At 72.3% G+C, this 19400-nt stretch carries 23 protein-coding genes and 1 pseudogene; 17 read left to right on the top strand and 7 right to left on the bottom strand.

Features of this window, described 5'->3' with window-relative positions:
* Positions 1–8: 8 nt before the first annotated feature.
* Together MHO01S_RS13060 and MHO01S_RS13055 are read right to left on the bottom strand one after the other, a co-directional pair.
* The gene (locus tag MHO01S_RS13060) at positions 9–965 is read right to left on the bottom strand and encodes a phosphoribosylaminoimidazolesuccinocarboxamide synthase (protein WP_061782415.1); all 957 of its coding nucleotides are present in this window, start codon (positions 963–965) and stop codon (positions 9–11) included.
* Positions 966–1005: 40 nt separating this feature from the next.
* Complete coding sequence (locus tag MHO01S_RS13055) at positions 1006–1332, bottom strand: hypothetical protein (protein WP_060960755.1); 327 nt, start codon at positions 1330–1332, stop codon at positions 1006–1008.
* 91 nt (positions 1333–1423) lie between these two features.
* Between MHO01S_RS13055 and MHO01S_RS13050 the strand changes: the two genes are divergently transcribed.
* Both MHO01S_RS13050 and MHO01S_RS13045 read left to right on the top strand, forming a co-directional pair.
* A complete protein-coding gene (locus MHO01S_RS13050) occupies positions 1424–2047 on the top strand; it encodes a PadR family transcriptional regulator (RefSeq protein WP_060960754.1) in 624 nt (207 codons plus the stop codon).
* Positions 2044–3528, top strand: coding sequence for an MFS transporter (locus tag MHO01S_RS13045; protein ID WP_060960753.1), 1485 nt, complete (start codon positions 2044–2046; stop codon positions 3526–3528). The genes MHO01S_RS13050 and MHO01S_RS13045 overlap by 4 nt, the downstream gene beginning before the upstream one ends.
* Before the next feature lie 37 nt (positions 3529–3565).
* Here MHO01S_RS13045 and purD read toward each other — a convergent pair whose 3' ends face one another.
* On the bottom strand, positions 3566–4840 hold the full coding sequence (gene purD, locus MHO01S_RS13040; protein WP_061782414.1) for a phosphoribosylamine--glycine ligase: 1275 nt from the start codon (positions 4838–4840) through the stop codon (positions 3566–3568).
* 151 nt (positions 4841–4991) lie between these two features.
* On the opposite strand from purD, the gene MHO01S_RS13035 reads away from it, so the two are divergent.
* Complete coding sequence (locus MHO01S_RS13035) at positions 4992–5360, top strand: sterol carrier family protein (protein WP_060960751.1); 369 nt, start codon at positions 4992–4994, stop codon at positions 5358–5360.
* Between the two features lie 26 nt (positions 5361–5386).
* Here MHO01S_RS13035 and MHO01S_RS13030 read toward each other — a convergent pair whose 3' ends face one another.
* Complete coding sequence (locus tag MHO01S_RS13030) at positions 5387–6310, bottom strand: NADP-dependent oxidoreductase (protein ID WP_060960778.1); 924 nt, start codon at positions 6308–6310, stop codon at positions 5387–5389.
* A 68-nt stretch (positions 6311–6378) separates the two neighbouring features.
* Here MHO01S_RS13030 and MHO01S_RS16810 point away from each other — a divergent pair, with 68 nt between their 5' ends.
* From MHO01S_RS16810 to MHO01S_RS13000, 6 genes are all read left to right on the top strand, one after another.
* Positions 6379–7356, top strand: coding sequence for a Gfo/Idh/MocA family protein (locus MHO01S_RS16810; protein WP_060960750.1), 978 nt, complete (start codon positions 6379–6381; stop codon positions 7354–7356).
* Between the two features lie 50 nt (positions 7357–7406).
* On the top strand, positions 7407–7790 hold the full coding sequence (locus MHO01S_RS16805; protein WP_223849541.1) for a helix-turn-helix transcriptional regulator: 384 nt from the start codon (positions 7407–7409) through the stop codon (positions 7788–7790).
* A 5-nt stretch (positions 7791–7795) separates the two neighbouring features.
* Positions 7796–8215, top strand: a complete 420-nt coding sequence (locus tag MHO01S_RS13015; RefSeq protein WP_060960749.1) for a VOC family protein — start codon at positions 7796–7798, stop codon at positions 8213–8215.
* 28 nt (positions 8216–8243) lie between these two features.
* A complete protein-coding gene (locus MHO01S_RS13010; protein ID WP_060960748.1) occupies positions 8244–8681 on the top strand; it encodes a hypothetical protein in 438 nt (145 codons plus the stop codon).
* 99 nt (positions 8682–8780) lie between these two features.
* Entirely contained in the window at positions 8781–9449 is a 669-nt protein-coding gene (locus MHO01S_RS13005; protein WP_060960747.1) for an acyl-CoA synthetase, read from the top strand.
* Positions 9446–9781 carry a hypothetical protein gene (locus MHO01S_RS13000; RefSeq protein WP_060960746.1) on the top strand — a complete coding sequence of 112 codons (336 nt, stop codon included), beginning with the start codon at positions 9446–9448 and terminating at the stop codon, positions 9779–9781. The genes MHO01S_RS13005 and MHO01S_RS13000 overlap by 4 nt, the downstream gene beginning before the upstream one ends.
* Before the next feature lie 37 nt (positions 9782–9818).
* Here MHO01S_RS13000 and purB read toward each other — a convergent pair whose 3' ends face one another.
* Positions 9819–11207, bottom strand: coding sequence for an adenylosuccinate lyase (gene purB, locus MHO01S_RS12995; protein WP_167626534.1), 1389 nt, complete (start codon positions 11205–11207; stop codon positions 9819–9821).
* 58 nt (positions 11208–11265) lie between these two features.
* Complete coding sequence (locus tag MHO01S_RS12990) at positions 11266–11769, bottom strand: low molecular weight protein-tyrosine-phosphatase (RefSeq protein WP_082734313.1); 504 nt, start codon at positions 11767–11769, stop codon at positions 11266–11268.
* Between the two features lie 158 nt (positions 11770–11927).
* Here MHO01S_RS12990 and MHO01S_RS12985 point away from each other — a divergent pair, with 158 nt between their 5' ends.
* Together MHO01S_RS12985 and MHO01S_RS12980 are read left to right on the top strand one after the other, a co-directional pair.
* A complete protein-coding gene (locus MHO01S_RS12985) occupies positions 11928–12179 on the top strand; it encodes a hypothetical protein (protein WP_060961135.1) in 252 nt (83 codons plus the stop codon).
* Positions 12176–13510, top strand: a complete 1335-nt coding sequence (locus tag MHO01S_RS12980) for a hypothetical protein (protein ID WP_061782413.1) — start codon at positions 12176–12178, stop codon at positions 13508–13510. The genes MHO01S_RS12985 and MHO01S_RS12980 overlap by 4 nt, the downstream gene beginning before the upstream one ends.
* 9 nt (positions 13511–13519) lie before the next feature.
* On the opposite strand, the gene MHO01S_RS12975 is transcribed toward MHO01S_RS12980, so the two are convergent.
* On the bottom strand, positions 13520–13918 hold the full coding sequence (locus MHO01S_RS12975; RefSeq protein WP_060959767.1) for a phage holin family protein: 399 nt from the start codon (positions 13916–13918) through the stop codon (positions 13520–13522).
* A gap of 84 nt (positions 13919–14002) precedes the next feature.
* Between MHO01S_RS12975 and MHO01S_RS12970 the strand changes: the two genes are divergently transcribed.
* The 6 genes and pseudogenes from MHO01S_RS12970 to MHO01S_RS16920 all read left to right on the top strand — a co-directional run bounded on the left by MHO01S_RS12970 (position 14003) and on the right by MHO01S_RS16920 (position 19381).
* A complete protein-coding gene (locus tag MHO01S_RS12970) occupies positions 14003–15070 on the top strand; it encodes a histidinol-phosphate transaminase (RefSeq protein ID WP_061782412.1) in 1068 nt (355 codons plus the stop codon).
* A gap of 193 nt (positions 15071–15263) precedes the next feature.
* Positions 15264–16391 carry a thiamine pyrophosphate-dependent enzyme gene (locus MHO01S_RS12965; protein WP_060959765.1) on the top strand — a complete coding sequence of 376 codons (1128 nt, stop codon included), beginning with the start codon at positions 15264–15266 and terminating at the stop codon, positions 16389–16391.
* Positions 16391–17368 (top strand): alpha-ketoacid dehydrogenase subunit beta, encoded by a 978-nt coding sequence (locus MHO01S_RS12960; RefSeq protein WP_060959764.1) that lies wholly within the window; start codon positions 16391–16393, stop codon positions 17366–17368. Before MHO01S_RS12965 ends, MHO01S_RS12960 begins: the two co-directional genes overlap by 1 nt.
* Positions 17369–17395: 27 nt before the next feature.
* Positions 17396–18724 (top strand): dihydrolipoamide acetyltransferase family protein, encoded by a 1329-nt coding sequence (locus MHO01S_RS12955; protein ID WP_061782411.1) that lies wholly within the window; start codon positions 17396–17398, stop codon positions 18722–18724.
* Positions 18681–18974 (top strand): annotated as a pseudogene (locus MHO01S_RS16925) (MarC family protein); the annotation flags it as partial. The gene MHO01S_RS12955 and the pseudogene MHO01S_RS16925, both read left to right, overlap by 44 nt.
* A gap of 128 nt (positions 18975–19102) precedes the next feature.
* Complete coding sequence (locus MHO01S_RS16920; RefSeq protein WP_255266100.1) at positions 19103–19381, top strand: MarC family protein; 279 nt, start codon at positions 19103–19105, stop codon at positions 19379–19381.
* Positions 19382–19400 lie beyond the last annotated feature (19 nt).

Genomic DNA, 19400 nt, shown 5'->3' with positions numbered 1-19400 from the left:
CATCTCCGTCAGCCGGTGAGCTTCTCGAGCAGCTCGCGATACTTGTCCGCCGTGCGATCGACGATCTCCGCGGGCAGCTCGGGGGGCGTCCCCTGCCCGTCCCACGCGGCGGCGAGCCAGTCGCGGACGATCTGCTTGTCGAAGCTCGCCATCCGCTCCGCGGGGGTGGAACCGGCCGCCCAGGCCGCGGCATCCCAGTACCGCGACGAGTCGCTCGTGAGCACCTCGTCCGCCAGGGTGAGCACGCCGTCGGCATCCACGCCGAACTCGAACTTCGTGTCGGCGAGGATCAGGCCCTTCGCCTCGGCGGTCGCGGCGGCGCGCCGGTAGATCTCGAGCGAGAGGTCGCGCAACTGTGCCGCGCGCTCCGCGCCGACGAGCTCCTCGGTGCGGGCGAACGAGATGTTCTCGTCGTGCTCGCCCATCGGCGCCTTGTACGCCGGGGTGAACAGCGGCTCGGGGAGACGGTCGCCGTCCTGCAGGCCCGCCGGCAGGGGGATGCCGCAGACCGTCCCCTCGGCGACGTACTCCTTCCAGCCCGAGCCGGTCAGGTAGCCGCGCACGACGCACTCGATCGGCAGCATGTCGAGGCTGCGCACCACCATCGCCCGTCCGGCGACGGCGGCGGGGACGAGGTCGACCGCGTCGTCCGACGCGGGCGCGAGCGCATGCGTGGCGGCGAGGTGGTTGGGGATGCGGCGGCCGCCGTCCGCGCCCGCGAGCTGGTCGAACCACCACAGGCTGAGCGTGGTGAGCAGCTCGCCCTTGCCGGGGATGCCGGGGCTGAGGACGTGGTCGAACGCGCTCACGCGGTCGCTCGCGACGACGAGCATCCGGTCGGCCCGTGCGCCCGCCGCCGGCTCGGGCCGGTACAGGTCGCGCACCTTGCCGGAGTAGACGTGGGTCCAGCCGGGCAGGTCGGTGGCGGGGGAGGTCGCGTCGGAGTTCGAGGAGGCGTCGGTCACGCGTCCATTATCGCGGGGTGGCGCGGTGCGCGCGGGATGCTCAGCGCGGCGTGATGCGGTCGACGAACGCGTACGCCTCCGCGACGATGTCGGGCCAGAGGTCGACGGCGTCCGGACCCGCGAAGACCCACTCTCGCATCGTGCGGCCGCGCATGGTCATGCGTTCGGCTCTGCCGGTCCGCTCGAGCGCGGTGACCCGCTCTTCGGGCAGCTTGGCTATCAGTCCCGACCGATGGCCCATGAACGCGAAGACCTTTCCGCGGATGCGCAGGCCCTCGCTGCCGAACATCGGACCGATGTCGACGCCCGGGAGCATCATGTACTCCGCGGCGATGTCGTCGAAGACGGTGCGCGCGTCGGGGCCCATGAGCAGACGCTAGCGCGCCGGGAGAAATCCCGGTATAGTCCACGTGGACTAGTCGATATGGAGTAGTCGAACGATCATCGAAGGAGTCGCCGTGAAGACCGCCATGAACCGGCTCACACCGCTGGGGGTGATGGTTCTCGCGCTGCTGCGGGAGGACGACATGCATCCCTACGAGATGATCCGGCTCCTGCGTCACCGCCGCGACGACCGCATCGTCGCGATCACCAACGGCACGGTCTACCACACCGTCGCACGGCTCGAGAAGCACGGGCTGGTGGCCGAGATCGGAGTCGACCGCGACGGGAACCGCCCGGAGCGCACGACCTACGCCCTCACCGACACCGGGCATCGCGCCGTCGAGGAGTGGGTGCGCCGCGAGCTCCCGCTGATCGACCGGCCCGTCGAGTTCCGGGTGGCCCTCGCCGAGGCCCACAACCTCGACCGCGACGAGACCGTGGCGCTGCTGACGGCACGCCTGGCGGCGCTCGCCGCCGCGCGGGACGAACTGGCCGACGGCATCCGCGGCGCGCGGGATGCCGGGGCGCCCGTCGTCGAGCAGTACCTCCTCGAGATCGACCGCGAACGGGCCCTGCTCGCCGCCGACCATGACTGGCTCGCCGCCCTGCTGGGCCGGCTCGCCCACCCCGACTTCGTGTGGGGATCACACGAGAAAACCGATCGCTACCTGGCACAGAGAGAAGCCGCACGCTCATGACCGAACAACGCACGCGCGACGTGACCGCGCCCGCGCCCACCCCCGAACGCAGCCCGTGGCCGGCCCTCTGGGCGCTCGTCATCGGGTTCTTCATGATCCTGGTCGACACCACGATCGTCTCGGTGGCGAACCCCGCCATCAAGGCGGCGCTCGACCCGTCCACCAACAACCTCGACAACGTCGTGTGGGTCACCTCGGCCTACCTGCTCGCGTACGCCGTGCCGCTGCTGATCACCGGGCGCCTCGGCGACCGGTTCGGCCCGAAGCGCATCTACCTCATCGGACTCGCGATCTTCACGCTCGCCTCCCTCGGCTGTGGGCTGTCGGGAACCCTCGAGATGCTCATCGTGTTCCGCGCGGTGCAGGGCCTCGGCGCGGCACTCATGACGCCGCAGACGATGGCCGTCATCACCCGCACCTTCCCGCCGAACGCCCGCGGCGCCGCCATGGGCCTGTGGGGTGCCACCTCGGGCGTCGCGATGCTCGTCGGCCCGCTGGCCGGCGGCCTGCTCGTCGACGGCCTGGGATGGGAGTGGATCTTCTTCGTCAACCTGCCCGTCGGTGTCATCGGCTTCGTGCTCGCGTGGATGCTGGTGCCGAACCTCCCGACCCACGAGCACCGTTTCGACCTGATCGGCGTCGTGCTCAGCGCGATCGGTCTCTTCCTGATCGTGTTCGGGCTGCAGGAGGGCGAGCACTTCGACTGGGCCGCGTGGGTGTGGACGATGATCGCGGGCGGTGTGCTCGTGATGGCCGTGTTCATCTGGCAGCAGGCCAAGACGCGCAGCGAACCGCTCGTGCCGCTCGGGCTCTTCCGCGACCGCAACTTCTCGGTCGCCAACATCACGATCGCCACGGTCGGCTTCACCGTGACGAGCATGTCGTTGCCGCTCATGTTCTTCGTGCAGCTGGCCCGCGGTCTGACCCCCACCGAGTCCGCACTGCTGCTCGTGCCGATGGCCGTGGCCGCCGGTGTGCTGTCGCCGCTCACGGGACGTCTGCTCGACCGCGTCGACGCGCGCGTGCTGTTGGTGCCGGGTCTTCTCCTGGTCGCGGGATCGTTGTTCTGGTACGCGTCGCTCATGCACGCCGACACCCCGATCTGGATGTTCCTGCTCCCGTCGCTCATGATGGGCATCGGCAACTCGGGCATGTGGGGGCCGCTGGCGACGACGGCCACCCGCAACCTGGAGCCGCGTCAGGCGGGCGCCGGCGCCGGCATCTACAACACGACGCGCACGATCGGCTCGGTGCTGGGCTCGGCCGCCATCGCCGCCTTCATGCAGTCGCGGCTCGAGGCCAACCTCCCCGGAGCATCCGACGCCGGCGGCGACTTCGGTTCGGGGCAGCTGCCCTCGTTCGTCGTCGACGGGTTCTCCAGCGCGATGGCGCAGACCATCCTGCTGCCGGCGATCGTGATGCTGATCGGCGTCGTGGCGGTGCTGTTCATGAAGCGCCCGCCGCACCTCGACAAGCGCTGATCGCGCGCCGCCGCGCACGCCATCGCCGTCCGGGCCGTCAGTCGACGGCGACCCGGGCGGCGATGTCGCGTCGGAAGTGCGCGCCGTCGAGCGCGATCTCGCCGAGAGCGGCGTAGGCGCGCTCGCGAGCCTCGGCGAACGTGCCGCCCGTCGCGACGACGTTCAGCACCCGGCCGCCGGTGGCGACCAGTGCGCCGTCCCGGTCGGCGGTGGCGGCGTGCGCCAGGTGCACGCCGGCGACGGATGCCGCGGCATCCGTGCCCGTGATGACCCGGCCGGTCTGCGGCGCCTCGGGGTAGCCCTCGCTCGCGAGCACGACCGTGATGGCCGCGGTGTCGGCGAACGTGGGCGCGGGCTCGTCCTCGAGCGTGCCGGACGCGGCCGCCATCAGCAGCCGGGAGAGCGGGCTCGTCAGACGCGCGAGGACCACCTGGGTCTCGGGGTCGCCGAAGCGCGCGTTGAACTCGATGACCTTGATGCCGTCGGCCGTCAGGATGAGCCCCGCGTACAGCAGCCCGATGAACGGGGTGCCCTCGGCATCCAGGGTGCGGATGACCGGCTCGGCCACCGTGCGGGTCACCTCGGCGACGAAGGCCTCCTCACCGCCGAAGCCGTCGGCCAGCCACGGCAGGGGAGAGTAGGCGCCCATGCCGCCGGTGTTCGGGCCGGCGTCGCCGTCGAAGGCGCGCTTGAAGTCCTGGGCGGGACTGAGTGCTCGCACCGTGTCGCCGTCGCTCACGAAGAACAGGGAGACTTCGGGGCCCGAGAGGAACTCCTCGACGAGCACCGGTCCGGTGGGCAGGTAGGTGTCGGCGTGCGCGAGGGCCGCGTCGCGGTCGTCGGTCACGACGACGCCCTTGCCGGCGGCCAGACCGTCGGCCTTGACGACGTGCGGTGCGCCGTAGGCGGCGAGGGCCGCCTCGACCTCGGCGCGGGTCGTCGCGCGCGTCGCGCGCCCGGTCGGCACCCCGGCGGCATCCATGATGCGCTTCGCGAAGGCCTTCGAGCCCTCCAGCTGGGCCGCCGCCTTCCCGGGCCCGAATACCGGGATGCCGTGCTCGCGCAGGGCATCGGCGACGCCCGCGACCAAGGGCGCTTCGGGGCCGATGACGACGAGGTCGATGTCGTGGTCGTTCGCGTACTCCGTGACCGCGGCGGGCGCGTTCGCGTCGAGGTCGGCGACGATCGTCGCGTCGGCGGCGATGCCGGCGTTGCCGGGGGCGGCGAACAGCTCGTGCCCGGCGCCCTCTCCCTTCAGTGCGAGGAGGATGGCGTGCTCGCGGGCACCGGAACCGAGGACGAGAATGCGCACCCGGCCAGCCTACCGACGGGCCCGTCGCGCCGCGGCTGCGTGACGATCGTCGGAACTCCCGGCCGCCCGGCGCCGCACGCCGCGCCAGGGCGCGGGCCGCGCCGTCGCCGGGACCGCAGATCCGACGATCGTCACGGGCTAGCGTGGAGGGATGGTCCGCAAGATCTCCACCGGCGACGGCCGCGACGCGCTCGCCGCGGTGGCCCAGGCCGCGGATGCCGGCACGCCGCCGGCGCGCACCGCCCTCGCCACCGCGGTGCGCTACCTCCTGCAGCTGCTCGCCGAGAAGGCGCCCGGCAACACGGTCGAGGTCCGGGTGCCGCCCTTCGGCGCGGTGCAGGTCGTCGAGGGCCCGCGGCACACGCGCGGCACGCCGCCGAACGTCGTCGAGACGGATGCGGCGACGTGGATCGCTCTCGCGACCGGCGTCGAGCGGTGGGCGGATGCGGTGGCCGCCGGCCGGATCCACGCGTCGGGCACGCGTGCCGACCTCGCCGCCCTGCTGCCGCTGCGCCCCTGAGCCTCAGCCGGCCCCGCCCGTCGGGATCAGACGGTGACGACGATCTTGCCGCGGGTGTGGCCCTGCTCGAGTTCCGCGTAGGCGGCGGCCGCCTCGTCGAGCGGGTAGGTCGACGCGATCTCCACGCGCAGGTCGCCGGCCGCGGCCAGCTGCGCGAGCTCGCCGAGCTGGGCGGCATCCGGTCGCACCCAGATGTAGTGCCCGCCGAACTCGGTGCGTGCCCGGCTGTCGGCGATGGAGGCGACCACGCCTCCCGGGGCGAGGAGCTCGCGCGTGGTGTCGAGGGTCGACCCGCCGACGAAGTCCACGATGACGTCGAACCCCGACGGCACGAGCGCGCGGGCCGCGTCCACCAGCCCGTCTCCGTAGACGACCGGTTCGGCGCCGAGCTCTCGCAGGTACGCGTGGTTGCGCTCGGAGGCGGTCCCGACCACCCGCGCGCCGCGCAGCCGCGCGAGCTGCACGCCGAACGACCCGACGCCGCCCGCGGCGCCGTGGATGAGCACGTTCTGCCCCGCGCCGACCGCGGCGCGCTCGAGCGTCTGCAGCGCCGTCAGCCCCGCGAGCGGGAGCGCGGCGGCCGCTTCGAAGGAGAGCCCGTCGGGCTTGCGGGTGGCGGCGCGCACCGGCACCGGCATCAGCTCGGCGACCGACCCGTGGCCGACGACGTCGGCGCGGGCGTAGGCGAGCACCGGGTCGCCGACGGCGAACTCGGGCGTGTCCAGTCCGGCCTTCTCGACGATGCCCGCGACGTCCCAACCGGGCACGGCCGGCAGCTGGGTGTCGATGAGGCCGCGCAGGTAGCCCTCGCGGATCTTGTAGTCGACCGGGTTGATGCCCGCGGCGACGACCCGCACGACCAGCGTGTCGGGCCCGACGTGGGGCTCCTCCCGCTCGGTGAGCTCGAAACGATCGTTTCCGCCGAAATCTGAGTAGACGAGTGCCTTCATGCTCAGGCCCAACCCTCGGCGCGCGGCATCCATTCCGGAGGCGACGCCCGCGCGCCTATCCTGGGGGCGTGATCAGACTCGCCACGATCGGCACCAGCACCATCACCGAGAAGTTCGCGGATGCCGTCGCGCAGACGCCCGGCATCCGCATCGACGTCGTGTTCTCGCGCGATGCCGACCGCGGGCGGGCCTTCGCCGACCGGCTCGGGATCGACCGGGTGAGCACGGATCTCGACGCGCTGCTGGCGACGGGCGAGGTGGATGCCGTCTACGTCGGCTCGCCGAACGGGGCCCACGCGGCGCAGGCCGCCGCGGCGATCGCGGCGGGGGTCCACGTGTTCCTGGAGAAGCCCGCGACCCCGACGGCGGACGAGTTCGCGCGTCTCGTGGACGACGCCCGCGATCGCGGGGTCGTCGTGTTCGAGGGGATGCGCAACGTCTACGACCCGGGGATGAGCCGCCTGCGCGAACTGCTGCCGCGGGTGGGCGCGGTGCGCCTCGTGTCGTTCGGGCAGAGCCAGCGTTCCGCGCGGTACGACCTCGTGCTCGCCGGCGAGACGCCCAACATCTTCGATCCGGCGCTCGCCGGCGGAGCGCTCTTCGATCTCGGGGTGTATCCGCTCAGCGCCGCGATCGAGCTGTTCGGGGCGCCCTCCCGCGTGCTCGGGGCGACGGTCGCGATCGCGACGGGTGCGGACGGCGCCGGTGCCGCCGTGCTCGACTACGACGGTTTCGTCGCGCAGATCGCGTTCTCGAAGATCGGGGCCTCGCGCCGACCGAACGAGATCCAGGGCGAGCTCGGCACGATCGAGATCGACGAGATCACGGCGCCCCGCCGTCTCGTGCTCGACCTCTTCTCCGGCATCCGCGAGGAGATCGAGATCGACGGCCCCGACAACAACATGCGGTTCGAGGTCGCCCGCTTCGCCGCGCTCGTGCGCGGCGACGCCGACCCGGCCCCGGACCAGCGCCGCAGCCTGGAGGTGCTCCGGACGGTGGAGGCGATCCGCGCCGGCGACGGTGCCCGGGGGCCCGCACGGCCGTGACCTCGGGGATCGACCTCGACACGCTGGTGCGGATGCGGAGGGTCCGCGACATGATGGACCGCGACTACGCGCAGCCCCTCGACCTCGCCGCCCTGGCGCGCGCCGTGCACGTCTCGGCCGGTCACCTGTCACGCCAGTTCCGGCGGGCGTACGGGGAGACGCCGTACTCCTACCTCATGACCCGGCGGATCGAGCGCGCGATGACGCTGCTGCGCACCACCGAGCTGAGCGTCACGGAGGTGAGCCTCGCGGTCGGGTGCGCGTCGCTGGGCACGTTCACGACGCGTTTCACCGAGCTCGTCGGCGTCTCGCCCGGGCGCTACCGGGAGCGCGGTGCTCCCGTGCGCGCGGGGATGCTGCCGTGCATCGCGCGCCGGCTGACCAGACCGATCAGGAATCGAGAAGCGGAGGGCCCGCGACCGGGCCTATCGTGAGCCGCATGGGTATCAGCATCCACTCCTCCTTCCTCCCCCACGTCGATGCCGAGGCGTCGCTGGAGTTCTACCGCGACGTGCTCGGGTTCGAGGTGCGTCTGGACGTCGGCTACGAGGACCTCCGCTGGATCACCGTGGGTCCCGTGGGTCAGCCGGACACCGCGATCGTCCTGCATCCGGTCGCGGTCGGCACCGACATCAGCGACGACGAGCGGCTCGCCCTGCAGGAGCTGGTCGCCAAGGGGAGCTACTTCGGCGTGAACCTCGCCTCGGACGACCTCGACGCCGAGTTCGCCCGCATCGCGGCCGCGGGCGCCGACGTGGTGCAGGAGCCGACCGATCAGGACTACGGTCTGCGGGATGCCGCGATCCGCGACCCCGCGGGCAACCTCATCCGCATCCAGCAGACCCCTCCCGCGGCCTGAGCGCCGACCAGGAAAGAAGAGGACCGACATGGCCGACACCACCGGCGGATTCAGTGACGACGAGCGCGCGGCGATGCGCCAGCGCGCCGAGGAACTGCGCACGACGAAGGGCCTCAAGGGCGCCGCGAAGCTCGCGAAGGAGCTGGAGGCGTGCGTCGAGGCGATCGAGGGGCTGCACGGCACCGACCGGGAGGTGGCGACGCTGCTGCACCGCGTGGTCTCCGAGGTCGCTCCCCAGCTCGAGCCCAAGACCTGGTACGGCTTCCCGTCCTACGCCCGCGACGGCAAGGTGGTCGTGTTCTATCAGCCGGCGAGCAAGTTCGCGACGCGCTACGGCACGGTCGGCTTCCAGGAGGACGCCTTCCTCGACGACGGCGACATGTGGGCGACCTCGTTCGCCGTGGTCGCGGTGACTCCCGCCGTGGAAAAGAAGCTCCGCGCCCTCGTGGAGGCGGCCGCCGGCTGAGGCCGCGCCGGCGCGGTGCCGTGGCGGTCGGAGGCGGATCCCGGCGGCGGACGACCTAGACTGGTGAGGTTCCGCCTTCCCCGATCCGATGAGTCCGACGTGTCCGACGACGCCCCCGCTGCCTCCCGCACCACCGGTGCCGGTGAGCGCCCGACGCGCGCCTTCGACGTGCGCCATGTGCAGCTCGGCCGCGCGCTCCTGGCGGCCGTCGCCGCGGTGATGGTCACGTTCTCGCCCGACCATTCGGCCGCCGTGGGCCTCGCGGTCTTCAGCGGCTGGGCGATCGCGACCGCCCTCGTGCTGCTGATCGGCGCTTGGCTGGTGTACCCGCGGGAGCGCCGCGCGGCGCCCGTCCTTCTCGGTGTCCTGACGCTCGTGGCCGGGATGGCGACCGGCATCCCGGGGTTGCGCTCGACCGCGCTCTTCTTCGTCGTCGTCATCGTCTGGGCGGCGGCGTCCGGGATCGCCGAGCTGGTCGGCGGCATCCGCCTCCGGCGGGGCGAGTACCGGGATGAGGGTCGCGACGGCATCCTGATCGGTGCGGTGACCCTCGCGCTCGGCGTCGCCCTGCTCCTCGTCAATCCCGCCTACAGTCTCGAATACTTCATCTCCGAGGCCGGGCGCAGCTTCACGCTGACCGGCATCACGATCGGGGTCGGTCTGTTCGGCGGGTACGCCGCCGTCATCGCCGTCTTCCTCGGCATCGCCGGCTTCTCGCCGCGCCGCCCGATCGCCGCGGAGCCCGTCTCGTCAGGAGAATCCGCATGAGCACGCCGCGCACCACCCGCCGTGATCTCCTCAAGCCGGTTCAGCTGTTGGGCTTCGCCTTCGCCGCGGCCCTCTTCGCCGGTCTCGTGACGCTCGTGTCGATGGGCTTCTTCCAGGACCTGACGGGCGACGAGCGCGTGCACGTCGTGGTCGTGGCGCTCGTGGTGGCCGGGATCGCGTTCATCGCCACCCTTGTGATCATCGCGCTGTGCATGCTCGCCGTCGACCCCGCCCAGGTGACCCGCGAGGTCGACCACGGCGTGCTCGTCGACGATGCGGATGCCGCGGCATCCCCCGACGCGTCCGACGACGGTTCCGCGCCGCGCGACTGACCTCTCGCGGGACCCGCAGAGCCGCGTCGAAACGCCCTCAGACGCGGTCGACGAGCTCGTCGGCGAGGCCGATGTAGCCGGCGGGGGTCAGCGCCAGCAGGCGCTCCTTCGCGGCATCCCCGATGTCGAGGGTGCGCACGAACTCCGCCAGCTCCGCGCCGCCCACCCGGCGGCCCCGCGTGAGCTCCTTCAGGAGCGCGTACGGGTCGGTGATCTGCGATCGGCCCGCCACGATCTCGGCGCGCACGACGGTCTGGATGGCCTCGGCGAGCACCTCCCAGTTCGCGTCGAGGTCGGCCAGCAGCACGTCGCGCGAGAGGGAGATCTCGGTGAGACCGCGCTGCAGGTTGTCGAGCGCGAGGAGGGAGTGGCCGAAGGCGACGCCGATGTTGCGCTGCGTCGTCGAATCGGTGAGGTCCCGCTGCATCCGGCTCGTCACGAGCGTCGAGGCGAGGGTCGTGAACAGGCCGCCCGAGATCTCCAGGTTCGCCTCGGCGTTCTCGAACCGGATGGGGTTGATCTTGTGCGGCATCGTCGACGACCCGGTGGCCCCGGCGACCGGGATCTGCGCGAAGAAGCCCATCGCGATGTAGGTCCAGATGTCGGTGGCCAGGTTGTGCAGGATGCCGCCGGCGTGGCGGACCCGGTCGTACAGCTCGACCTGCCAGTCGTGCGATTCGATCTGCGTCGTCAGCACGTTGAAGTCGATGCCGAGGCCCTCGATGAACGTGCGCGACAGCTCGGGCCAGTCGACCTCGGGAGCCGCGGCCAGGTGGGCCGACCAGGTGCCGGTCGCGCCCGAGAACTTGGCGAGGTACTGGCCGCCCGCGATCTGCGCGGCGACGCGCTCCAGGCGCCACGCGAAGACGGCGAGCTCCTTGCCCATCGTCGACGGCGTCGCCGGCTGACCGTGCGTGCGTGAGAGCATCGCGGCATCCCGGTGCTCGTGCGCGAGGGTGCCGAGGGCATCGATGACGACACGGAGCTTGGGCAGCCACACCTCGTCGACCGCACGCTTGACGGTCAGGGCGTAGGAGGCGGAGTTGATGTCCTCGCTCGTGCAGGCGAAATGCGTGAGCTCGGCGACAGCCTCGAGCCCGAGGGTCTGCAGTCGGTCGCGGACGAGGTACTCGACGGCCTTGACGTCGTGCCGGGTCACCGACTCGGTCGTGGCGAGCCAGTCGATCTCCGTCTGCCCGAAGTCGCGGTAGAGGGCGCGCAGCGAATCCTTCTGCGCGTCGGTGAGCGGTGCCGAGCCGAAGAGGGAGCGATCGGTGAGGGTGATGATCCACTCGACCTCCACCTCGACGCGTGCGCGGTTGAGGCCGGCCTCGGAGAGGTACGCGGACAAGCCCGAGACGGCGCCGCGGTAGCGGCCGTCGAGGGGGCTGAGGGGCTGGTGGGCGAGGGTGTTCGCGGTGGTCACGACGCGGGCTCCGATCACGGTGTCTGTCGACGCGCGGCCGGTGCTCAGGGTGACGTGCTCAGCACGGGCGGATGGCCGGTTCGAGCTGCCGGAAGAGCGCCCGACTCGCGCTCTCGATCATACCGAGCACGTCGTCGAACATCTCCGGCCCCGCGTAGTACGGGTCGGGGACGTCCAGGTTGCCGTGGGCGTCGGCGTCGAACGACAGCAGGAGCGCGAGCTTGTCGGCATCCGCCGTCGTGCGCGCCCAGGTCGACAGGATGCGCTCGTGGGACCGGTCGAGGGCGACCACGAGGTCGTTGCTCTCGAAGTCGTCGAGCGTGAACTGCCGGGCGCGGTGGCGCGCGCCGTCGTAGCCGCGGCGCTGGAGCGCGTCGAGCGTGCGCGCGTCGGCCCGTTCACCGACGTGCCAGTCACCCGTTCCCGAGCTGGTCGAGACGACGCGGTCGCCGAGTCCGGCGCGCTCCGCGACGTCGCGGAAGACGATCTCGGCCATGGGGGAACGGCAGATGTTGCCGGTGCAGACGAACACGACGCGGAAAGGTGCGGCGCGGCGAGTCACCTCCCCATTGTGGAGCAGGTCGCTCCCGCGCCGAAAGTGCTCCGTGCCCGGACTCGCGTCGTCGCCGAGTCCTCCTCCCCCGCGGCGGCGTGCGCCGGAACGTCCACATTCCCCCGGACGTCGTCCGCGGCCGCCGCTGCTTCCGGGACGATCGGGGGGTGAACCGCGTCGACGACATCGACCGCGCCCTCGCCCAGGTGCGGGAGGCGAGCGCGCTGCTGGCGGAGGTCCGTGCCCGCGCTCCCGCGCTGATCGACGAGGTTCCGGGCGGCAACTCCGCCGTGGCGCCGCTGCGCGATGAGCTCGTCGCCTGGACCCGGCTGCTGGCGGCCGCGGCGGCGGAGACCGACGAGTGGGAGCGTTCGCTGCGGCGCGAGCGTTGCCGCGCCCTGGCGGAAGCGGCGGGATGACGGGGGACGTCGACATCCGATCCGGCGGGCTGGTGGTCGTCGACACGGACACGCTCCGACACCTCGCGGCCACGCTCGCCCTGTTCGCGGCACGCCTCGCGGAGGCGGGGGAGGTGCTCGGACGCGCGCACGCGTCGTCGCTCGCGGGCGGGCTCTGGGTGGCGTCGCCGCAGGGCGGGGCGCGCGCCGCCGAAGACGCCGCCGCCGCTCTGGCGCACAGCGTGCGCAGACTCGCGGAGGTCTACGAGCTCGCGGAGCAGGAGGCGCTCGCGCGCATCCGCGGCGCGGGCGGCGCGGACGGCGCGGACGGCCTGCGGCTCGCCGCCCGGCGGCTCGCCGTCGCCCCCGACGTCGCCGCCGAGGCCGCGCACCTCGCGGAGGCGTGGAGCGAGGGCCGCCACGCCGAGATCGAGGGTCAGATGCGCGCCGCCGCCGGGATGCTCGGCGTCTACGGCCCGCTCGGCCCGAGCCTCACGCTGCTCACGGGTGCCGTCCGCGCGGCCGGCCGGGGCACGATCCCCGCCGACGCGCCACCCCTGCGGCCGGTGGGGGCGACGGCATCCGTCGTGGAGCTGAGCCGGCACCGGGCCCCCGGCGCCGCGGCGGCTCCGCGCTCGCTCGTCGAGATCATCGACCGGATGCCGGGGGAGGACGGGCTCGACGGGGCGCGCGTCCGCGTCGAGGAGTACCGGTTCGCGTCCGGTGAGCGCGAGTTCTTCGTCTACATCGGCGGCACGCGGGCGGCCGTCGACCGCGACGAGCCGTGGGACATGGCATCCAACGTGCAGCTGTACTTCGGCGAGGAGTCGTCGTCGTACGAGGCGGTCGAACGGGCGCTCGCGGCGGCGGGAGCGGTCGCGGGCGATCGGCTGCACGTCGTCGGGCATTCGCAGGGCGCGATGATCGGAGCGCATCTGGCCCGTCAGGGCGGTTACGACGTGCGCACCCAGATCGGCATCGCGGGTCCCGTGCAGGCGGAGCTTCCGGCGGGGGTGCTGTCCCTGACGATCCGCCACACCGACGATCCGGTCGCGGCCCTGGCGGTGGGCGGTCCGCCCGGGGTGGCGGGCTCGCCGCAGAGCCTGGTCGTGGAGCGCACCGCCCACCCGGCTCCGGCGTGGACCGATGCGACGCTGGTCGTGCACGGCCTCGACGCGTATCGCGACACCGCCGGGCTCGTCGACGCCGCGCCCGATCCGCGTGTCGCCGCGGTGCGCGACCGCCTCGCGCCGCTCGCGGGCGCGGTGACGGTCACGTCGATCGTGTACGGGGCCCGCCGCACGTCGTCGGCGGACGACGCACGCGTGCGTCGACGCTCCGGCGGGCTCTGAGGCCGCCGGTCAGCGGCGCTTCTTCTCCTGGGGTCGCAGCAGGATGCCGAAGACCCAGTTGATGAGCGAGATCACGATCGCCGCGACGACGCCGAGCCAGAAGTCCCCGACGGTGAGCCCCCAGCCCCACGAGCTCGTGACCCACGCGGTGATCCAGAGCAGGAGGCCGTTGATGACGAACGAGATGAGTCCGAGCGTCAGGATGTACAGCGGGAAGGCGACGATCTTGATGACCGTCCCGATGATCGTGTTCACCAGGGCGAAGATGGCCGCGACGGCGAGCAGGGTCAGCACGAGCTGCAGCGTCTCGCCGGGGGCGAACGGGGTCACCCCCACCTCGAGGGCGGGCAGGAGCGTCACGACCCAGAGGGCGAAGGCGTTGACGACGACGCGGACGATGAAGCGCATGGTCCCTCCAGTGTTCCACGCGGCCGCGCCGCCGGGAAGGCGTCGTCCCGCACGCGTCGAGCGGCGCCCTCGTAGACTCGTCCCGTGACCGAGCTGCCCGTCCGCATCCGCCCCGAGATCGCCGCCCTCCCCGCCTACAAGCAGGGCAAGCAGGCCGGTGCGGAGGCGTTCAAGCTGTCCAGCAACGAGAACCCGTTCCCGCCGCTGCCGAGCGTCGTGGCGGCGGTGCAGACGGCGGTCGCCGTCAACCGCTACCCCGACGCGTCGTCGCCGCGCCTGCGCGCGCGCCTGGCGGAGCGCTTCGGGGTGGGCGACGACGCCGTGCACATCGCGGCCGGATCGGTGTCGATCCTCTTCCAGCTGGCACAGGCCACGAGCGGACCGGGCGACGAGATCCTCTTCTCGTGGCGCTCCTTCGAGGCCTACCCGAGCCTGGCCACGGTCGCCGGCGCCACCGCCGTCACGGTTCCGAACGACGTGGACGGCGGCCACGACCTCGAGGCGATGGCGGATGCCGTGACCGACCGCACCCGCATGGTCATCGTGTGCAGTCCGAACAACCCGACGGGTCCCGTCGTCACCGCCGCGGGTTTCGACGCCTTCCTCGCCCGGGTGCCGGCCGACGTCCTGGTCGTCCTCGACGAGGCCTACGCGGAGTTCGTCACCGATCCCGACGCCGTCTCCGGTCCCGCGGTGCTGGCCGCCGGGCACCCGAACGTCGTCGTGCTGCGCACCTTCTCGAAGGCGTACGGCCTCGCGGGCCTGCGCGTGGGCTACGCCGTGGGCGATCCGCGCATCCTCGCGGCCGCGCGCAGCACCGGCATCCCCCTGTCGGTCACGGCCGCCGCCGAGGAGGCGGCCCTGGCGAGCCTCGACGCCGAGGACGAGCTGCTCGAGCGCGTGCGCACCCTCGCCGGGCACCGCGACGACCTCGCCGCGCGGCTGCGCGAGACCGGCTGGGACGTCCCCGAGGCGCAGGGCAACTTCGTCTGGCTGCCCGCCGGGGAGCGCGCGCTCGAGGTCGCCGCGGCGTTCGAGGAGGCCGGGCTGATCGTCCGCCCGTTCGCGGGCGACGGTGTGCGCATCTCCATCGGCGAGCACGAGGCGCTCGACACGATCGTGCGCGTCGCCGCATCCGTCGCGCCGCGCTGAGGCCTCCTCGCCCGAGTTTCGGACGCCACGAGCGCCCGAAACCCGCCCCCACGCCGTTTCGGTCGCCAGAGGCGTCCGAAACTCCCCGTCGCGCGGTTTGCCCCGGCGCGTTGTGGCGCGGGCACGGCGGATCGCGGCTCCCGTTGTCGATCCCATGCAGTACGACGCATGCGGAGGGCGTTAGCGTGGGAACATGACCCCGCCTGACGACCCGGCCCTCGTGCGCGTCCTGGCGGCGGACGGGACGTTCGCCCCCACGCCCGAAGCCGAGCGCTACCTGCCGCTCATCGACGCGCTCTCCGATGCCGAGCTCGAGACGTTCTACCGCGACATGGTCGTCGTCCGCGCGTTCGACCGGCAGGCCACCAACCTGCAGCGGCAGGGCCAGCTCGCACTGTGGCCGCCGTCGCTCGGTCAGGAGGCCGCGCAGGTCGGGTCGGTGCGCGCCGCCCGCCCGCAGGACCACCTCTTCCCCTCGTACCGCGAGCACGTCGTCGCCACGACCCGCGGCGTCGACCCGATCGACATCATCCGCGTGATGCGCGGTCTCACCCACGGCGGGTGGGACCCCACCGACCCGAAGAACGGCAACGTGCGCATCTACACGCTGGTGCTCGGGTCGCAGACGCTGCACGCGACCGGCTTCGGCATGGGGCTCGTGTTCGACGGCCGCACCGGCACGGGTGACCCGAACCGCGACGAGGCCGTCGTCGTCTACTACGGCGACGGCGCGTCCAGCCAGGGCGACGTGCACGAGGCGATGGTGTTCGCCAACACGTACCGCACGCCCCAGGTCTTCTTCCTGCAGAACAACCATTGGGCCATCTCGGTGCCGGTCGCCACCCAGTCGCGCGCTCCGCTGTACCGCCGCGCCGAGGGCTACGGCATGCCGTCGATCCTCGTCGACGGCAACGACGTGCTCGCCAGCTACGCGGTGTCGCGGCTCGCGCTCGACGAGGCGCGCGCCGGCGACGGTCCCCGCGCGATCGAGGCGATGACCTACCGCATGGGCGCCCACACCACGAGCGACGACCCCACCAAGTACCGCACCTCCGACGAGGAGCAGTCGTGGGCCCGCCGCGACCCGATCGCGCGGATGCGCGCGTACCTCGAGGGCCGGGGGGCCGCGGCATCCTTCTTCGACGAGGTGGATGCCGCCGCGCAGGCCTACGCCGACGACGTGCGGGTGCGCACCAACGCCCTGGGCACGATCGAGCCGGACTCGATGTTCGCCCACGTCTACAGTGAGGACCACCCCCTGATGGTGGAGCAGCGGCGCTGGCTCGCCGCCTACGAGGCATCGCTGGAGGGAGGCGTCTGATGGTCGAGTCCATGCCCCTGGCCAAGGCCCTCAGTGCGGGCCTGCGCGCCGCGATGGCCGCCGACGACCACGTCCTGCTGATGGGCGAGGACATCGGTCGTCTCGGCGGCGTGTTCCGCGTCACCGAGGGCCTGCAGGCCGAGTTCGGCGACCGGCGGGTGCTCGACACGCCGCTGGCGGAGTCGGGCATCGTCGGCACGGCGATCGGTCTCGCGATGGCGGGTTTCCGGCCGATCGTGGAGATCCAGTTCGACGGCTTCGTCTTCCCCGCGTTCGACCAGATCACGACGCAGCTCGCGAAGCTGACGAACCGGCACGAGGGCGCGCTGCAGATGCCCGTCGTCATCCGCATCCCCTACGGCGGCCACATCGGCGCGGTCGAGCACCACCAGGAGAGTCCGGAGGCGTACTTCACGCACACGGCGGGCCTGCGGGTCGTGTCGCCGTCGACGGCGAACGACGCGTACTGGATGATCCAGGATGCCGTGCGCTCCCCCGACCCGGTGATCTTCCTCGAGCCCAAGGCGAAGTACTGGATGAAGGGCGACGTCGACGTCGACGAGCGGCCGCTGCCGTTGCACGCCTCGCGCCTCGTGCGCCGGGGCACCGACGTCACGCTCGTCGGCCACGGCGCGATGGTGACGACGCTCCTGCAGGCCGCGGCGCTGGCCGAGAGCGAGGGCACGTCGTGCGAGGTGATCGACCTGCGCTCGCTGTCGCCGATCGACTACGGCCCCATCCTCGACTCGGTGCGCCGCACGGGCCGCATGGTCTACGCGCAGGAGGCGCCGGGCTTCACCTCGGTCGGCTCTGAGGTCGCGGCGACCGTCATGGAGCGCGCGTTCTTCGCGCTCGAAGCGCCCGTGCTGCGCGTGTCGGGCTTCGACGTGCCGTTCCCGCCCGCCAAGCTCGAGGGCACGTACCTCCCGGATGCCGACCGCATCCTCGAGGCCGTGGACCGCGCCCTCGCCTACTGAACGTCCGCCGCGAAGGAGAACCACGACATGAGCGAGCAGATCTTCCACCTGCCGGACGTCGGTGAAGGACTCACCGAGGCCGAGATCGTGCAGTGGCGCGTCGCGCCCGGTGACGCCGTCGAGGTCAACGACGTGCTGGTCGAGATCGAGACCGCGAAGTCGCTCGTCGAGCTGCCCTCGCCGTTCTCCGGCACCGTGGGCGAGCTGCTCGCGCCCGAGGGGCAGACCGTCACGGTCGGCGCGGCGATCATCACCATCGCCGGCGGCGCGGGGGATGCCGCGGCATCCGCTCCCGCCCCGGCCGAGCAGGCCGCGGCATCCGACGACGACGGCGGTGCGGTGCTCGTCGGCTACGGCACGGGTGCCGGGGCCACCTCCCGCCGCAAGCGCCCCGCCGAGCGGGGCGAGACGGTGCGGGCGTCGGTCGGCGTGGTCGCCAAGCCGCCGGTGCGAAAGCTCGCGCGCGACCTCGGGGTCACGCTGTCGGAGGTCACCCCGACCGGTCCCGCCGGAGAGGTCACCCGCGACGACGTCGTGCGCCACGCGGAGCAGGCGAGCGTCTTCCGCAACATCGCGACGCCGGTCGCTCCCGCCGAGCGCGAGCAGACGATCCCGGTCTCCGCGCCGGCGCCCGCCGCTCCGCCCGTGGGCGAGCGCGAGGAGGCGATCCCGGTCAAGGGCGTGCGCAAGGCCACGGCATCCGGCATGGTGCGCTCCGCCTACACGGCGCCCCACGTCTCGGTGTGGACCGATGTCGACGCGACCCGCACGATGGAGCTCGTCAAGCGGCTGAAGGCCTCGCCCGACTTCGCCGACATCAAGGTGTCGCCCCTGCTGATCATGGCGCGCGCCGTGATCTGGGCGGTCCGGCGCACGCCCCTGATCGGCGCCGCGTGGATCGACAAGGAGGACGGCTCCGCCGAGATCCGCGTGCGCAACTACGTCAACCTCGGCATCGCCGCGGCGACGCCCCGCGGCCTGCTCGTGCCCAACATCAAGGACGCGCAGGACCTCAACCTCCGCGAGCTCGCGAAGGCGCTCGAGAAGCTGACGCTGACCGCCCGTGAGGGCAAGACGACGCCGGCCGACCAGCAGGGCGGCACGATCACGATCACGAACATCGGTGTGTTCGGGATGGATGCCGGGACCCCGATCATCAACCCGGGGGAGTCCGGCATCGTCGCGATGGGCACGATCCGCCAGAAGCCGTGGGTCGTCGACGGCGAGGTGCGTCCGCGGTTCGTGACGACGGTCTCGGGCTCGTTCGATCACCGCGTCATCGACGGTGACGGCATGAGCCGGTTCATCGCCGATGTCGCGTCGATCCTCGAGGAGCCCGCGCTGCTGCTCGACTGATCGAGCGGGCCGGCTGCGCCACAATGAAGGCATGCTGAGCGTCTTCGTCGCCGCGCTCGCGGCGCTCGTCCCGATCACGAATCCGATCGGCGCGGTCGCCGCCTACGCGGGTCTGGCGGCGCATCTCGACCAGGCGGACCGCCGCCGGCAGTCGTGGCTCACGGGCGTCTACGTCGCGGTGATCCTGACCGTCTTCGCGCTTCTCGGCACGCTGATCCTCGAGTTCTTCGGCATCTCGCTCGGGGCGCTGCAGATCGCGGGCGGCCTGGTCGTGATGCACGCCGGGTTCGGCATGGTCGTGCCGCGCGCTCTGGGGGCGGGGCCTCGGATGCCGAGAAGGAGCACGCCGCGACGAAGACGGACATCAGCTTCTCGCCCATGGCGCTGCCGCTCATCGCCGGCCCGGGCGCGATCGGCGTCGTCGTCGGTCTCGCGGCGCGCAATCCCGGCATCCTGGACCGTGTCGCGATCGTCGCGGCCGTGCTCGTCATCGCCGCCGCGATCGCGGTGCTGCTGCGCTACGGGACGCCCCTCACCGAGAAGCTCGGTGCGACGGGCGTCGGCGCCATCACGCGCGTGATGGGCTTCCTCATCCTCGCGATCGGCGTGGAGATCCTCGTGCACGGTCTCGCGGCGGCGCTTCCGGGCCTCGCGTGAGCGGACCGTATCGATGTCG

Origin of the sequence: Microbacterium hominis NBRC 15708, from assembly GCF_001592125.1 — a bacterium.
Lineage (GTDB): Bacteria > Actinomycetota > Actinomycetes > Actinomycetales > Microbacteriaceae > Microbacterium > Microbacterium hominis.
This window is presented reverse-complemented; position numbering and strand designations above follow the sequence as displayed.

Bases quoted from the DNA above. Each gene is read 5' to 3' on its own strand.
- MHO01S_RS13010 (WP_060960748.1), top strand. From the start codon at position 8,244: ATGGCCGACACCACCGGCGGATTCAGTGACGACGAGCGCGCGGCGATG.
- MHO01S_RS13055 (WP_060960755.1), bottom strand. From the start codon at position 1,332: ATGGGCCCCGACGCGCGCACCGTCTTCGACGACATCGCCGCGGAGTAC.
- MHO01S_RS13035 (WP_060960751.1), top strand. From the start codon at position 4,992: ATGGTCCGCAAGATCTCCACCGGCGACGGCCGCGACGCGCTCGCCGCG.
- MHO01S_RS12975 (WP_060959767.1), bottom strand. From the start codon at position 13,918: ATGCGCTTCATCGTCCGCGTCGTCGTCAACGCCTTCGCCCTCTGGGTC.
- MHO01S_RS12955 (WP_061782411.1), top strand. From the start codon at position 17,396: ATGAGCGAGCAGATCTTCCACCTGCCGGACGTCGGTGAAGGACTCACC.
- MHO01S_RS16920 (WP_255266100.1), top strand. From the start codon at position 19,103: ATGGCGCTGCCGCTCATCGCCGGCCCGGGCGCGATCGGCGTCGTCGTC.
- MHO01S_RS12980 (WP_061782413.1), top strand. From the start codon at position 12,176: ATGACGGGGGACGTCGACATCCGATCCGGCGGGCTGGTGGTCGTCGAC.
- MHO01S_RS13000 (WP_060960746.1), top strand. From the start codon at position 9,446: ATGAGCACGCCGCGCACCACCCGCCGTGATCTCCTCAAGCCGGTTCAG.
- MHO01S_RS13045 (WP_060960753.1), top strand. From the start codon at position 2,044: ATGACCGAACAACGCACGCGCGACGTGACCGCGCCCGCGCCCACCCCC.
- MHO01S_RS13015 (WP_060960749.1), top strand. From the start codon at position 7,796: ATGGGTATCAGCATCCACTCCTCCTTCCTCCCCCACGTCGATGCCGAG.
- MHO01S_RS13030 (WP_060960778.1), bottom strand. From the start codon at position 6,310: ATGAAGGCACTCGTCTACTCAGATTTCGGCGGAAACGATCGTTTCGAG.
- MHO01S_RS12965 (WP_060959765.1), top strand. From the start codon at position 15,264: ATGACCCCGCCTGACGACCCGGCCCTCGTGCGCGTCCTGGCGGCGGAC.
- MHO01S_RS16805 (WP_223849541.1), top strand. From the start codon at position 7,407: ATGATGGACCGCGACTACGCGCAGCCCCTCGACCTCGCCGCCCTGGCG.
- MHO01S_RS12960 (WP_060959764.1), top strand. From the start codon at position 16,391: ATGGTCGAGTCCATGCCCCTGGCCAAGGCCCTCAGTGCGGGCCTGCGC.